Raw genomic sequence first — 14,244 nt, 5'->3', positions numbered from 1 at the left:
CGCTTCTTTCACAACTGTTGAAGGGGCAGTATTAAAGGTGAGCCTACTACCCGAAAAATAAATGAATCGAACCTCGTTGAAATTTCGAGAGCGCGATTATCTCAGTTAAGTGACAAATTTTGCAAGTTTTAAGCGCGTAGCCGCGTAAACTAATTGTAAAAAAGTGACAGATGCCCGGTTTACCGGGCATCTGGAGGTAGGATTATAGATTGTTGGTCATGATTTTCGGGGTAACGAAAATCAGCAGTTCCCGTTTCTCATTCACCCGTTGGGTGTTTTTGAACAGGTTACCGACCACCGGTAAATCACCCAGCAGTGGCACTTTGGCAACATCGTCAGCACTGGTTTGCTGGAAAATACCGCCCAGAACGATGGTTTCACCGTTCTCCACCAGTACCTGGGTACTGATCTCCTGGGTGTCGATGGCAACAGCAGGTCCGGTGGACGTGGACACGGTCTCACCACGGGTGTCCTGGGTTACCACGAGATCCAGAATGATACGGTTATCCGGGGTAATGTGTGGAGTCACTTTCAGGCTCAATACGGCCTTCTTGAACGACACGGATGTTGCACCGGAAGAGGTTGCCTGAACGTAAGGAATTTCGGTACCTTGCTCAATATAGGCCTCGCGCTGGTTAGCCACAGTGATACGTGGGCTGGCGATGATTTCACCTTTGTTTTCAGCTTCCAGTGCAGACAGTTCCAGATCCAGAATGGTGCCATCCACCAGACGGGCGACCTGAATACCGATGCGGCCAGCGGGGTTGTTGACCGGTAGGTTGACATTCAGACGTTGATCCAATGTCGGGATAACACCGCCAGCGATCGCATCTGCGCCTTCCAGTGAACCGGAAATACCGTCGCTGTCTTGTTGGTCACTGAAGCCCCAACGAACGCCCAGTTGTTCATCGACATTATCACGGACAGTTACCATACGGCTTTCAATCAGTACCTGCTTGATGGGGATGTCCAGCACCTTGATCATGGCGCGCGCTTCATCAACCGAGCTTTGGGTATCCCGGATCAGCAGGGTGTTGGTACGTTCATCAACCGTGACCGACCCTCTGGAGCTCAGAATACTGCCTTCAGCGGATTTCAGAATGGCTGCCATCTCGGTCGCTTTGGCATAGTTGATTTGCACGTTAGCCGATACCAAAGGTGCCAGTTCTGCCACTTGCTGTTTGGATTGCAGTTGCTGTGTTTCCCGAGCCGTCAGCTCTTCAGCCGGCGCGATAAGCAGGATGTTGCCTTCCATGCGCTTATCTAAGCCTTTGATTTTCAGAATCATATTCAGCGCCTGGTCCCAAGGAACACCAGACAGGCTGATCGTCACATTTCCAGTAACGGTATCAGTGGTCACTAGGTTGAAGCCGTTGACCTGGGCGATGATTTGCAACACCTGACGTACAGGCACGTCCTGGAAGTCCAGAGAAATCGGCGCACCGGTAAATTCGCTTTCAGTGGTTTGTTCTTCCACCGTACGCTCGCTGACCGTCACAGCCAACTGTTCGCCGTTGCGCTGATGCTCAAAGGTTACCGGACCTTCCACGCGCAGATGTACCGCGCTGCCATCATCTTCCTCAAACGTCTCGACGTGACTGACAACCGCACCGAATTGGCTGACATCCAGTGAGAACAGTTGCTCTTCACCTAATGCAACGGCGGGCAGGTGAACAATCAACAGGCCTTCACGCTGACTGATTTGCATCTGATAGTCGGCATTGTCAAAGGTCAGCATGACCTTGGCACTGTCGTTGGTAGAACGGGTAAAGGCCAGGTCGTTCAAGGTTGATGAGTAAGCACTCTGCACCATTGGTTCGGCGTCCACCAGCACGGGTTGATCCTGCTGAGCCAGTGATTTAAAGGACAGTACCGTAGCGATAAGCAAAGCCAATACATACCACAGGCGGTTATTGTTGCGGTTTAACCGCTTATTAAAAATGAATCGCTCAGACATTGTCACTCTCTCCTGCCTGTGAAGCCATTGTCAAAGTTGCCTCCTTGGTTTGCCAACAGCCAGCGCCGTCTGGCAGCATTTCTGTGATCGCCACAGTTCCATTGCTGATTGAAGTGATTTTACCAAAGAACAAACCGACAAAATCTCCTGCAGTTGCTTTGTATAATGAACCATCATTGGCTTGAAACAGGGCCCACTGTTTTCCCTGACTGGTAAACATGCCGGTCACGCTCAAGGCGTCCAAACCGTAACGTTCCAGCGGTTGCTTGGCCCGGTCGAAATCTGGTTGCAGGCAATTAACCCGCTCGTTTTTAACCAACGCTTTGGCTGCAGAGCCCTTAGGACGCTGAAACGGACTGCGTTTGGTTGCTGCACCATAGGTGAAGGGGGGTTGTGTGGTGAACTCCGGGTAAGGCTCAATGCTGATCTGTGTGTTTTGTTTCACAGTGGCAATGTGTTGCTCCAAATCCTGGGTTTCAACCTGACATCCCGCCAGTGTCATTGCGGCCAGAAGTAACAAACGGTTTTTCATCATTTGCCTCCTGCCTGTTGTTTTTGCTCAGCCACAGAAGAGCGGTATGTCTTGGCCTGTAGCTGCAGTTTCAGGTCATCGCCTTCGCGCTTGATGTCAAAATCATGCAACGTCACGATCCGTGGCAAACTGGCAATGTTGGAGACAAACTCACCAAATTCATGGTAGTTCCCGGACACTTCCATCTGAATGGGCAGCTCTGTGTAGAACTCTTTAGGGATCTCGTTTTGCCAGTTCAACAATTTAAACGACAGTCCTGCCGTGGTACCGACAAAGGTGATGTCGTCCAGCAAACCGGGCGTTTCATTGCTGGTTGGCAAAGACTTCAGCATCGATGAAAAGTCTTGCTCAATGCGCGCCAACTGTTCTTTGTAGGCTTGCAGATTAACGGCAATGCGGTATTTCGCTTCATAGGTCTGCTTTAGCTCAACTTCTTTGGCCTCGGCGCGTTCCAGTACCGGCAGCTTGCTGCTGACGATCCCATAGTAGGAACCAATGCCAACCAGAATGGCAATCACCAGCGCGACTACAAACTTGACTTCGAACGGCCAGATAGCCAGTTGTTCGAAATCCAGCTCGTTCACTTCTTTGAGTTTATTAATGTCAAATTTCATTTTTTGGTGTCCTTCTCAGCAGTTGAGAAGTCGGGAGCGACCTGGGGACTGATGCTGAATGTCAATTTGAATTCGCTGACTGCGTTGCTGGCTGAGGTATCGGCAACAATCGACGACAACTCACCGTTGATAAACACGTCAGAATTCTCAACATTGCGCATGAAGTCGGACAAACGGTTGTTGGATTCGCTAACACCCATGATCAGCAGGCTGTTGCCACTGCGAGACATGCTGCGGAACGAGATGCCGGGTGGGACAATGTTGGCCAACTCATCCAGAATGATCGGAGCGACATTGCGGCTGGTTTGCAATTGTTCGATCAGCGCCATACGTTGCTCAATGGCCTGCTTGCTGTCTTTAATGTCGCGGATCTGGGCAATTTGATTATCCAGCAGCGCAATCTGTTGTTCCATATACTGATTGCGCAGGTTCTGGTTGCCAATCAGGTTGTCGACCACCGAGCCGATGAAATACACCAGCGCGAAAACAACCAGCGCAATGCCAACCAGGATGGTCAGGTATTGTTGTTTCTGTTTCTGCCGCAGGCTTTCCCGCCACGGCATCAGGTTTATATGTGCCATGGACTAAAACTCCTGCTCGCTAACCCCGCCGCAATTGCCAATTGAGGTGCGTGTTGTGCCAACAGCTCAGGGGCAACCTTGTCACTCACCTTCATGTTTTCAAACGGGTTAAACAGTTTCACTTCCACCGCCAATTCAGACTCAAGGTCTTTATCAATACCGGGGATGGCTGCACCACCGCCACACAGGTGGATCACCGTGGGGCGCTCTGCATGTGTTGTACTGATATATGCCTGCATGGCTCGGGCAATGTTGTTCTGTAGGTTTGACAGAAAAATCGGATAGGTGTTTTCACGCCAGCTACCGGGTAATTCGTCATTCAATAGCTGACGTTCGGTTTCCTGCGGCTCGAGGGTGTGGACCAAACTCAGGTCCTGGATCAGGCTGTTGACGCCGAAACCGTGCTCTTTGCTGTACAGCACCCGGCCACCGCGCAACACGCACACTTGCAGTTGTGCCGCCCCGATGGATACCAGCACGGTATTCCCTTCTTCAGCGACGTCGCCAAAATGCCCCAACGCATTGCCCAGCGCGTAGGTTTCAACGTCCATGACTTTCGGTTCGTACTGGACTTCTCTGAGCAGGGTAATGCGGCTGTCGATCAGGTCGCGGTGAGCAGCACTGAGTAAGACGTCAACTTTGCCCACATGGGTTTTGCTCTCACCCAGTTCTTCAAAGTCCAGATACACTTCTTCAAGGGGGTAGGGGATCAGGCTGTCTGCTTCGATCTCGATTTGTCCCTCGAGCTCGAAGTCGGATTGATCCGGATCCATGTACACGATCTTGTTGATCACCGAGGAGCCCGAAACGGCCACAGCGACGTCTTTTACTTTCGATTTCAACGCGATCTTCACTTTGCGTAACGCATTGTTCACCGGGTCAAAATCTTTGATTTCCCGGTCAGAAAAGGCGTTGCCCGCGATGGGCTCGACAGCAAATTGCACCAGCTTGTACTGATCGCCGTCTGTATCAAGCAACACCGCTTTGACAAAGCGAGTGCCGATATCAAGCCCGATCAATGGCGGGTGCTTTTTTCTAAACAAGTTGTTTAACACGCTAGCATCCAAACCTTGGGTATCATTTCCGATGACCCATTATTACGTAAAATTTTCGGTTGTATGGTTCTAATAACGGTACATACGTATAAAAAAGTTAGTATTACTTTAAACTTTCCCAGACACAATACACTAACTCTTTGATTTTTGGCTAACTTAAGTCAGCCTCAACGTATCTTTCTAACCGCTGAAAAACACATTTTCCCGCGCCAAATGGTTCCTGACTGCAATTCAAATTTTGTCGTTCTCGCCCATAGGTTTAGGTATGAATGAGGATAAGTAAGGCCGGTTTATGACCCATTCATTGCGTTTAGTCGCTGTGACTTTCTGGCGTTTTATAGTCTCAGCTCACTACAATCACCACTTTTTACGACATTGGCCGTAAAATCATCGACGCAATCAACCGCTTAGAGCCTTTGCTTATCCATAGGGCATTGGCAAAGTATGGCAGAGAAACAGAATTTTTCACGTCCAGATACACAACTGAAATTCTCTGTGCGGCTGACAGCAACCGGTTCAAAACGGTGGGTTAGCGGTCTTGTTGCAGGTTGCATGGATTTGCTACTGTAGGCTTGCCCCTATGAACCGGAAAGAAAATTAACCTCATGAGTTACACCGTCAAGGTTGTCCGTGGCATCGTGTTGGTGCAACTGACCGCAAAGGTACACACGCTGGATCTGCTCGAGGTGCACAATGAAGCGGCATTTCTGGACGGTGTCGAAGCGAGTGGCCGGATCATCTACGACTACAGCGGTGCACAGAGTATTCAGATTGATGAGGAAGGTGTGAAACAACTCGCCGGACTGGCGGCGGTGATTTCCAACCTGCAGGACAACGTACACATTGTCATCGTGCCACAGGACCCTGCCAATAAAACCCGCGCTCTGCTTTATCAGCAACGGGTTTCCGCCAGCGGTTGGCAGGTCGATATTGTGGATGACCTGGCTCAGGCCTTTGCCGTTTTTGAACAGGCCTGATGCAATCCCCCGGTATGACGTCGAATACGGCCGATACACCGAATAGTGGCTGATTGGATGGGATTTACTTGCTAGAATGGTGACGTTTGAGGCGCAACGTAACAAATCACCGTTCGCCGTTCATCTTTTGGGATAGTGATTGCAGGTATCAACAACGTCGTGAAGTTTCTAAAACCCTTGTTACTGACCTTGCTCGCCGGGGGCGTATTCGGCCTACTGGCGCTGACCAGTTTGTATTTTTACATCAAGCCCGAGTTACCCAGTGTATCGGTGCTCAAAGATGTCCGTCTACAGACCCCGATGAAAATCTATTCCCAGGACGGTCTGCTGATTTCTCAGTTTGGGGTGAAGCGACGTATTCCACTGTCACTGGACGATGTGCCTGACACGCTTATTCATGCCGTACTGGCGACAGAAGACAGCCGTTTTTACGAGCATCCGGGCATTGACCCTATCGGTATGGCACGGGCGGTGGTGAATCTGGTTCTGACCGGCGAAAAAGGGCAAGGCGGAAGTACCCTCACGATGCAGCTGGCCCGAGGCTTCTTCCTGACCCGTGAAAAAACCTACATTCGTAAGCTGAAAGAAATCTTTATTGCCTGGCATATGGAACAGGTGCTGACCAAGGACGAGATCCTGGCGCTATACCTGAATAAAATTGAACTGGGCCATCGTGCGTTCGGTTTTGGTGCCGCAGCTCAGGTGTATTACGGTAAAGACGTCAGCGAACTAACGCTGGCACAAATCGCCACCATTGCCGGTTTGCCCAAAGCGCCTTCTACCCTCAACCCCATCAGCAACCCTGAGCGTTCACTGGAACGACGTAAAGTGGTGTTGCTGCGTATGCTGGATGAACGCTATATCTCCCCGGCTGAATTTGAAGCCGCAGCCAACGCGCCGGTTACGGCCAAAAAGCACGGTGCTGAAATTGAGCTCGATGCCCCTTATCTGGCGGATCTGATCTACAACGAAATGGTCGAGTTATACGGCAAAGAAGAGGCTGAAACCGGTGGCTATCAGGTCTATGCCACGGTGCCAAGTCGCATGCAGAAAGCCGCTCAGCAGGCGGTAGTGCGCAACCTGCACGATTACGATGAACGGCATGGCTATCGGGGGCCGATTGACCAGCTGTGGACACCGTTGGATGCAGAGGAAGGGCAGGATCCGGACTTGGTCACTCACAGCCTGGACAATCCTGCCTGGAATGAGTCGCAGATGCTGGACCGTATGGCACAGGTGCAGCCAATCGGCAGTCTGCGTCCCGCAGTTGTGACGCGGGTCAGCGAACAAAGCATTATGGTGTTTGACAACCAGGCGTCCTATCGTCTCATCGACTGGGATGGGTTGATGTGGGCGCGCCCCTACATCGATGACAGTCATCAGGGCGAAGAACCCAAAACCGCCAGTGACATTGTCACGGAAGGGGCCTTGGTATGGATCCGTCAACGTCAGGATGATCAGATCTGGCAGTTGTCCCAGTTTCCCCGTGCCAGTGGCGCGCTGGTGGCGCTGGACCCCTTTGATGGCGCCGCCAAAGCCGTGGTCGGTGGCTACAGTTTTTATGAGAGTCAATTCAACCGCGCAACCCAGGCCAAACGTCAGGTGGGTTCGAACATTAAACCGTTTATCTATTCCGCGGCACTGGAAAACGGCTACACCCTGGCCAGCGTGATCAACGACGCCCCGATCAATCAATGGGACGCGCGTACCGGTGTTGCCTGGCGGCCACAAAACTCGCCCGCGATCTACGATGGACCCATTCGCATGCGTATCGCGCTGGGCAAGTCGAAAAACGTGGTGTCAATTCGTCTGTTGCGGGCTATCGGTATCGACGCGGCGGTTGAGCACCTGACCAAGTTTGGTTTTGTGCGAGAAGAGATCCCGCGGGATGAAACCCTGTCGTTGGGGTCGGGTTCCCACACGCCACTGGAGGTCGTGACCGGGATGGCAACCATCGCCAATGGTGGGTTTGCCGTGCAACCCTATTTTATTGAGCGGATTGCCAACGAGATGGGAGACACTTTGTGGGTGGCCAATCCCTCCGTGGCGTGTGATGACTGTGCATTGACTGCCCAGACTGACGTGGCCAAAGACGATATTGAGGCGCGGCTGGCGGCGGAGTTCGGACTGCTCGACACGACCCAAAGCCGAACCCCGGACCGTGAAGTGCGCCAGGCACCCCGAGTGATCTCGGCGCAAAACGCGTTTCTGGTCAAAGAAATGATGCGCACCGCGGTGCGCGGAAACGGTCGTTACAGTGAAGATCCTGAACAGAATACCTATTGGGTGGGTACCGGTTGGCGTGCGCGCAATTTGCTGCAGCGAACCGATTTGGCCGGTAAAACCGGTACCACCAACGATTCTAAAGATGCCTGGTTCAGTGGCTTTTCTCCCCATCTGGTGGCAACCACCTGGGTTGGGTTCGATGACATGAGCCGCACCCTGGGCCGGGCCAGTCGTAACCAGAACCTGATCAATGCCAATCCCAGCCGGTTCAACTGGATAGGCAATGCGATGATTGGTGCTGAAGATGGTGCCAAGGCCGCACAGCCGGCCTGGATCCGCTTTATGCAGGTTGCACTGGACGGCGTGCCGGAAGAGGCCAAGCCTGTGCCGGATGGTATCATCACGGTGAGGATTGATCGGGACACCGGTAAACTGACCAATCGTACTGATCGCACCGCACTGTTTGAGTATTTTATCGAGGGCACCGAGCCGACGGTGTACGCCCAGCCGGATGAACCTGTGGATCCGTTTGTTGAGGATGATACGCCCCGTCGCAGTCCGGCCGAAGACGAAATCTTCTGAGCCAAGCTAATCAGACCAGCAACAGGCGGCGTGTTCGGTACACTTGCCGCCTTTTTGTCAGCGCAGTCTACACTGTTTAACCATTGATCCTTTGCTATTGGGAAATCTGTTGATATGAGCCACCCTTTGAATCCTTTGTACATTCCTCACGCCGGTCCACAGTTACTGGAGACGCCTTTGCTGAATAAAGGCAGTGCGTTCAGCGCGCAGGAGCGGCAAATGTTCAATCTGACCGGACTGCTGCCCCCTCGCTATGAGTCGATTGAGGAGCAGGTGGAACGGGCCTACATGCAATACAACAGCTTTAGTGCACCGATCAACAAGCACATTTATCTGCGCGCTATTCAGGACAACAATGAAACGCTGTTTTATCGCCTGATCCAGTCCCACATCGACGAGATGATGCCAATCATCTATACCCCGACGGTGGGGGATGCCTGCGAACAGTTTTCCGATATTTACCGCAGTTCCCGTGGTCTGTTTCTATCCTACTCCGAACGCCATCAGATGGACGACATTCTGCGCAACGCCACCAAGCGCAAGGTCAAGGTGATTGTGGTCACCGACGGGGAGCGGATCCTGGGTCTTGGTGACCAGGGGATTGGCGGGATGGGGATCCCAATTGGTAAATTGTCATTGTACACCGCGTGTGGCGGCATCAGCCCGGCGTATACCTTGCCGGTGATGCTGGATGTGGGTACCAACAACGAAAAGTTGCTCAACGATCCCATGTACATGGGTGCGCGGCACAAACGCATCGAACAAGATGAATACAATCATTTTGTGGATCTGTTCATTAAAGCTGCCCAACGTCGCTGGCCGGGCGTCATGATCCAGTTTGAGGATTTCGCCCAGCCTAATGCCATGCCTTTGCTGGAGCGTTATCGCAATGAAGTGTGCTGCTTCAACGATGACATTCAGGGCACGGCAGCGGTCACCCTCGGCTCAATACTGGCCGCCTGTAAAGTCAAAAAGGTCGCGCTGAAAGATCAGAAGGTGGTGTTTGTAGGGGCTGGCTCGGCGGGGTGTGGTATCGCCGAAATGCTGATCAGTCAGATGGTCAAAGAAGGCCTGAGTGACGAGCAAGCCCGGCGTCAGGTGTTTATGGTCGACCGGTTCGGGCTACTGACCGACGGCATGGCGGATTTGCGTGATTTTCAGCAGAAGCTGGTGCAACCGGTATCTGCGTTGGCAGATTGGTCTTACAGTGGCGAATATGCCTCGCTGCTGGACGTGGTGAACTGCGCCCAGCCGGATATTCTGATCGGTGTGTCCGGTCAACCAGGCTTGTTTACCGAAGATGTGATCCGCAGCATGAAGCGTAACTGTGCGTTGCCGATCATCTTCCCGTTGAGCAATCCATCCCGTCAGGTTGAGGCCCGTCCTGAGCAGGTCATCGAGTGGACCGACGGAGAGGTGATCATTGCCACCGGCAGTCCGTTCAAGCCGGTCGAATATAACGGCAAGGTGTATCCCGTTGCCCAGTGTAACAACAGCTACATCTTCCCAGGCATCGGCCTGGGCGTGATTGCCAGCAAGTCCAGTTTGATCAGTGACGCCATGTTGATGGCGGCCAGTGAGGCATTGGCACAGGCGTCGCCATTGGCGAGCAGCGGTCAGGGCGAATTACTGCCACCGCTGAGCAAAATTGCCGATTTGAGCAAAGAGATTGCGTTTGCTGTGGCCAAAGTGGCCATGGCTGAAGGTTTGGCGCTGGAAATGAGCGATGAAGCCCTGCAGGACGCCATCGAGCGCAATTTCTGGAAAGCCGAATACCGCCCTTACAAACGGGTCAGTATCTAAGCTAGCTGGTCAGCGACAGGGTGAAGACCTTGGAATTGCGCTGGTAGTTATACAGTTGTTTCTTGCCGTCTGGCAGTGCAACCGGGCTGGACGGTTCGAAGCCCTGCTCTCGGAACCAGTGCGCCGTCACGGTGGTTAATACAAAGATGCTGTGCAGGCCCTGATCCAGGGCCTTTTTCTTGATTGCCTCCAGCAATCGCTCGGCGCGGTTCTTACCGCGGTAATCCGGGTGTGTTGCGACACAGGCCAGCTCACCACAGCCGTCGCTGGGGTAAGGGTAGAATGCGGCACAGGCGATGATCATGCCGTCACGCTCTATCACAGTGAACTGCTCGATTTCCTGTTCCAGCAGTTCGCGGCTGCGTTTGACCAATACCCCCTGCTGTTCCAGCGGATTGATCAGATTCAGGATCCCACCCACATCATCGATGGTGCCATCCCGCAACTGCTCGTAATAGCGCTCTGAAATCAACGAACCCGCGCCGTCCCGGGTAAACAGTTCCTGCAACAACGCCCCGTCTTTTTGGTAACTCACGCAGTGGCAACGGCTGATACCCGACTCCAGGCTGGTGGCGATGGCCTGCAGCATACTGCGCTTGCTGTCCAGGTGTGGCGCCTTTTGCAGGTCAGTCAGACGGGTGAAGTCGATGTTGCGCAGCAATTTACCGGTTTCATCCAGAATGCCGTCCTGATCACACAGGATGATCAGTTTGTCGGCATTGAGGGTAATCGCTGCCTGGGTAGCGACATCCTCATGGGACAGGTTGAACACTTCGCCGGTGGAGGAATAGCCCATCGGCGATAACAACACTATCGAGCCATCATCCAGGTGATCGTTGATGCCGTTGACGTCGATACGACGTACCAAGCCAGTGTGCTCATAGTCGACACCATCTCGGACACCCATTGGCATGGCCACCACCAGGTTGCCGGAGCACACCCGGATCTGGGCGCCGTGCATGGGCGAATTAGCCAGCCCCATGGTCAGCAACGCTTCGATTTGGGAGCGTACCGAGCCGGCCGCATCTTTGACCGACTCGAGGGTCTCCTTGTCGGTCAGTCGAATGGTATTGGCAAAGCGCTTTTCAAGGCCCCGCAGTGCGATACGCTGATCAATCTGCGGCCGGGCGCCGTGTACCAACACCAACCGGACCCCCAGGCTGGCAAGCAGCGCAATGTCATGGATGATGTTGGCAAAGTTGTCGTTTTCCACCGCTTCACCACCAAACATAAGCACAAAGGTCTTACCCCGGTGGGCGTTGATGTACGGCAGTGAATTACGAAACAGCTTTACGCTGTCGTGGTGGGAAACGACCATGCTCAGACAAACTCCTGTAAATACCGTTTTGCGTGTTTCAATGCTGCGGCAACCGGCGCTTTGCCGGTGCCACCCAAGATGTTGCGTTTGTCCACCAGGTACTCCAGTTGCAGCACCGGATAGACATCCTCACCAATGTCGGGACAAATTGCCTGCAGCGCAGACAGGGGCAAATCTTCAATCGCACACTGCTGTTCCAGCGCATGCAATACCACCTGACCGGAGATATCGTGGGCGGTGCGAAAGGGGATCCCTTTGCCGACCAGATAGTCAGCCAGCTCGGTGGCGTTGGCGTAGCCTTCGCGGGCGGCCTGGGCACAACGTTGTTCGTCAAGGGTCAGGCTGTCGAGCACTTCGGCACCGATGCACAGGCAGATGTGCCATTGATTGACGGCATCGAAAGCCCCTTCTTTGTCCTCTTGCATGTCTTTGTTGTACGCCAGCGGCAGGCCTTTCATGGTTACCAGTAGTGCCTGCAGACTGCCGAACACACGGCCACATTTGCCCCGCATCAATTCCAGTGCATCGGGGTTTTTCTTTTGTGGCATCAGCGATGAGCCGGAGGTCACCGAGTCCCCCAGACGGATAAACCCGGCTTCACCGGAGTTGAAGAAAATCAGGTCTTCAGCCATGCGGGACAGGTGCATCATGCTGGTGCTGGCGGCGAACAGCAGCTCCAGTACATAATCCCGATCGGATACCGCATCCAGGCTGTTGAGGCAGGGCGACGCAAAACCCAGTTCATCCGCGATGGCCTGACGATCGATGGCATAGGTGGTGCCGGCAAGGGCACCACAGCCCAGCGGGCTCTGATCCATACGCTGACTGAGATCCGCCAGGCGGCTGGCATCCCGTTTGAGCATTTCAACGTAGGCCAGACACCAGTGCGGGAACCGAACCGGCTGGGCGCGCTGAAGGTGGGTGTAGCCGGGTAATATGGCCGTACTGTGGCGCTCGGCGGCATTGACCAGCGCCTCGATGACCTGTTTCAAATCGGTGCGCAGTAGCGTCACATGCTCTTTGCACCACAGCCGGAAATCCGTTGCGACCTGATCATTACGGCTGCGGCCGGTGTGCAGCTTGCGGCCCAGATCGCCCAGTTGCTCAATCAGTGCCGCTTCTACAAAACTGTGGATGTCTTCTTCGCCGCTGGCGGCGAAATCCAGACTGCCTTGTTCGGCTTGTTTGAGCAACGCCTGCAGGGCATCTTGCAGCTGCTGCTGTTCGGCGTCGGTGATCACACCGGCCTGACAGATAGCCCGGGACCAGGCGATAGAGCCGCGAATATCCTGGCTGGCCAGTACCTGATCGAAGGGCAGCGAGTCATTGACCCGCCGGAACATATTGCTGCTGCCGCCAACAAAGCGGCCCCCCCACAAACTCATGAGGTTTTTCCTTTGTGTAGCGCAGCGATACGGCTGGACAAGCTGTACAGACGGATAAAGCCTTCGGCGTGTTTCTGATCGTACACGTCATCGGCACCAAAGGTGGCGAAATCTTCTGAATACAAACTGTTTTCAGAGCGGCGCTGCACTACGGTGGCCTGACCCTTGTAGAGTTTGACTACGATGTCGCCGGTGACCAACTCGGCGAACACTGCTGCACCGGCTAACAAAGACTGACACAACGGCGTAAACCAGCGACCGTCGTACATCACGTGGGAGAATTCCAATCCCAGCGATTCGCGGTGTTTGAGGGCTGCCTTGTCCAGCACCAGCGTTTCCAGGGCTTTATAGGCCGCCATTAGCACGGTACCGCCGGGGGTTTCATAGCAGCCTCTGGATTTCATACCTACCAGACGGTTCTCGACAATGTCGATGCGTCCTACACCATGGGCAGCCGCCAGTGCGTTGAGCCTGACCAGTGACTGATACGGACTCAGGGTTTCGCCGTTGACCGCGGTGAGGCGACCTTTATGGAAACTCAGCATCACCCGTTCGGCCTCATTCGGTGCATCTTCCGGGTCGACGGTCATGGTCCAAACCTGCTTGCTGGGTTCACACCAGGGATCTTCCAGCTCACCCCCTTCGTGGGAAATGTGCCAGGCGTTGGCGTCGCGGCTGTAAATCTTGGTCGCAGAAGCGGTGGTCGGAATGTCACGCTCGGCCAGATAGGCCAGCAAGTCTTCCCTGGACACCATGTCCCACTCCCGCCAGGGTGCAATCACAGTGAGGTCAGGGGCCAGTGCCGCAAACGTGCCTTCAAAGCGCACCTGATCGTTGCCTTTGCCGGTGCAGCCATGACACAGTGCATCGGCACCGACTTTGCGCGCCAGTTCAACCTGTGCCTTGGCAATGATGGGGCGCGCCATCGAGGTACCGAGCAGATACTCGCCTTCATAAACCGCGCCGGTGGTGATGGTCGGGAACACATAATCGGCAATAAAGGCTTCTTTTAGATCAACGATATGACACTCACTGGCACCGGAACGCAGGGCCTTTTCGTGCAGTCCTTCCAGCTCTTCATCGCCCTGACCGACATCGGCCGCAAAGGCAACCACCTCACAGTCATAGTTTTCTTTCAGCCAAGGGATAATGGCTGAGGTGTCCAGTCCGCCTGAGTAGGCCAGAACCACTTTTTTGACATTGGCACGTGTCAT

11 protein-coding genes are annotated in these 14,244 nt (G+C 53.8%); 3 read left to right on the top strand and 8 right to left on the bottom strand.

Annotated features, from left to right (window positions below):
• Nucleotides 1–202: 202 nt before the first annotated feature.
• The 5 genes from LJ739_RS14070 to pilM are packed head-to-tail and all read right to left on the bottom strand — an operon-like array spanning nucleotide 203 to nucleotide 4,739.
• Nucleotides 203–1,957 carry a type IV pilus secretin PilQ gene (locus LJ739_RS14070; RefSeq protein WP_229161472.1) on the bottom strand — a complete coding sequence of 585 codons (1,755 nt, stop codon included), beginning with the start codon at nucleotides 1,955–1,957 and terminating at the stop codon, nucleotides 203–205.
• Nucleotides 1,950–2,489, bottom strand: a complete 540-nt coding sequence (locus tag LJ739_RS14065; protein WP_229161471.1) for a pilus assembly protein PilP — start codon at nucleotides 2,487–2,489, stop codon at nucleotides 1,950–1,952. Before LJ739_RS14065 ends, LJ739_RS14070 begins: the two co-directional genes overlap by 8 nt.
• The gene (locus LJ739_RS14060) at nucleotides 2,489–3,103 is read right to left on the bottom strand and encodes a type IV pilus inner membrane component PilO (RefSeq protein WP_229161469.1); all 615 of its coding nucleotides are present in this window, start codon (nucleotides 3,101–3,103) and stop codon (nucleotides 2,489–2,491) included. Before LJ739_RS14060 ends, LJ739_RS14065 begins: the two co-directional genes overlap by 1 nt.
• Nucleotides 3,100–3,684, bottom strand: a complete 585-nt coding sequence (locus LJ739_RS14055; RefSeq protein ID WP_229161465.1) for a PilN domain-containing protein — start codon at nucleotides 3,682–3,684, stop codon at nucleotides 3,100–3,102. Before LJ739_RS14055 ends, LJ739_RS14060 begins: the two co-directional genes overlap by 4 nt.
• On the bottom strand, nucleotides 3,672–4,739 hold the full coding sequence (gene pilM, locus LJ739_RS14050; protein ID WP_229161463.1) for a type IV pilus assembly protein PilM: 1,068 nt from the start codon (nucleotides 4,737–4,739) through the stop codon (nucleotides 3,672–3,674). The genes LJ739_RS14055 and pilM overlap by 13 nt, the downstream gene beginning before the upstream one ends.
• Before the next feature lie 605 nt (nucleotides 4,740–5,344).
• Between pilM and LJ739_RS14045 the strand changes: the two genes are divergently transcribed.
• The 3 genes from LJ739_RS14045 to LJ739_RS14035 all read left to right on the top strand — a co-directional run bounded on the left by LJ739_RS14045 (nucleotide 5,345) and on the right by LJ739_RS14035 (nucleotide 10,327).
• Entirely contained in the window at nucleotides 5,345–5,716 is a 372-nt protein-coding gene (locus LJ739_RS14045) for a hypothetical protein (protein ID WP_229161459.1), read from the top strand.
• Nucleotides 5,717–5,875: 159 nt separating this feature from the next.
• The gene (locus LJ739_RS14040) at nucleotides 5,876–8,524 is read left to right on the top strand and encodes a penicillin-binding protein 1A (protein ID WP_229161457.1); all 2,649 of its coding nucleotides are present in this window, start codon (nucleotides 5,876–5,878) and stop codon (nucleotides 8,522–8,524) included.
• Nucleotides 8,525–8,638: 114 nt separating this feature from the next.
• Complete coding sequence (locus tag LJ739_RS14035; RefSeq protein WP_229161455.1) at nucleotides 8,639–10,327, top strand: NAD-dependent malic enzyme; 1,689 nt, start codon at nucleotides 8,639–8,641, stop codon at nucleotides 10,325–10,327.
• A 1-nt stretch (nucleotide 10,328) separates the two neighbouring features.
• Here the strand turns inward: LJ739_RS14035 and argA are convergent, their stop codons facing one another.
• From argA to LJ739_RS14020, 3 genes are read right to left on the bottom strand one after another with little or no spacing between them, the layout of a single operon-like run.
• Nucleotides 10,329–11,645 carry an amino-acid N-acetyltransferase gene (gene argA / locus LJ739_RS14030; RefSeq protein ID WP_229161453.1) on the bottom strand — a complete coding sequence of 439 codons (1,317 nt, stop codon included), beginning with the start codon at nucleotides 11,643–11,645 and terminating at the stop codon, nucleotides 10,329–10,331.
• 2 nt (nucleotides 11,646–11,647) lie between these two features.
• The gene (gene argH, locus LJ739_RS14025; protein ID WP_229161450.1) at nucleotides 11,648–13,030 is read right to left on the bottom strand and encodes an argininosuccinate lyase; all 1,383 of its coding nucleotides are present in this window, start codon (nucleotides 13,028–13,030) and stop codon (nucleotides 11,648–11,650) included.
• A complete protein-coding gene (locus LJ739_RS14020; protein WP_229161447.1) occupies nucleotides 13,027–14,244 on the bottom strand; it encodes an argininosuccinate synthase in 1,218 nt (405 codons plus the stop codon). Before LJ739_RS14020 ends, argH begins: the two co-directional genes overlap by 4 nt.

Source organism: Fluctibacter halophilus (genome assembly GCF_020687825.1).
Lineage (GTDB): Bacteria > Pseudomonadota > Gammaproteobacteria > Enterobacterales > Alteromonadaceae > Fluctibacter > Fluctibacter halophilus.
Note: the sequence above shows the minus strand (reverse complement) of the source record. Positions and strands in the feature narration are given on the sequence as shown.

Coding starts and splice junctions, on each gene's coding strand:
- LJ739_RS14070 (WP_229161472.1), bottom strand. CDS start 1,957: ATGTCTGAGCGATTCATTTTTAATAAGCGGTTAAACCGCAACAATAAC.
- LJ739_RS14065 (WP_229161471.1), bottom strand. CDS start 2,489: ATGAAAAACCGTTTGTTACTTCTGGCCGCAATGACACTGGCGGGATGT.
- LJ739_RS14060 (WP_229161469.1), bottom strand. CDS start 3,103: ATGAAATTTGACATTAATAAACTCAAAGAAGTGAACGAGCTGGATTTC.
- LJ739_RS14055 (WP_229161465.1), bottom strand. CDS start 3,684: ATGGCACATATAAACCTGATGCCGTGGCGGGAAAGCCTGCGGCAGAAA.
- LJ739_RS14045 (WP_229161459.1), top strand. CDS start 5,345: ATGAGTTACACCGTCAAGGTTGTCCGTGGCATCGTGTTGGTGCAACTG.
- LJ739_RS14035 (WP_229161455.1), top strand. CDS start 8,639: ATGAGCCACCCTTTGAATCCTTTGTACATTCCTCACGCCGGTCCACAG.
- argA (WP_229161453.1), bottom strand. CDS start 11,645: ATGGTCGTTTCCCACCACGACAGCGTAAAGCTGTTTCGTAATTCACTG.
- argH (WP_229161450.1), bottom strand. CDS start 13,030: ATGAGTTTGTGGGGGGGCCGCTTTGTTGGCGGCAGCAGCAATATGTTC.
- LJ739_RS14020 (WP_229161447.1), bottom strand. CDS start 14,244: ATGACACGTGCCAATGTCAAAAAAGTGGTTCTGGCCTACTCAGGCGGA.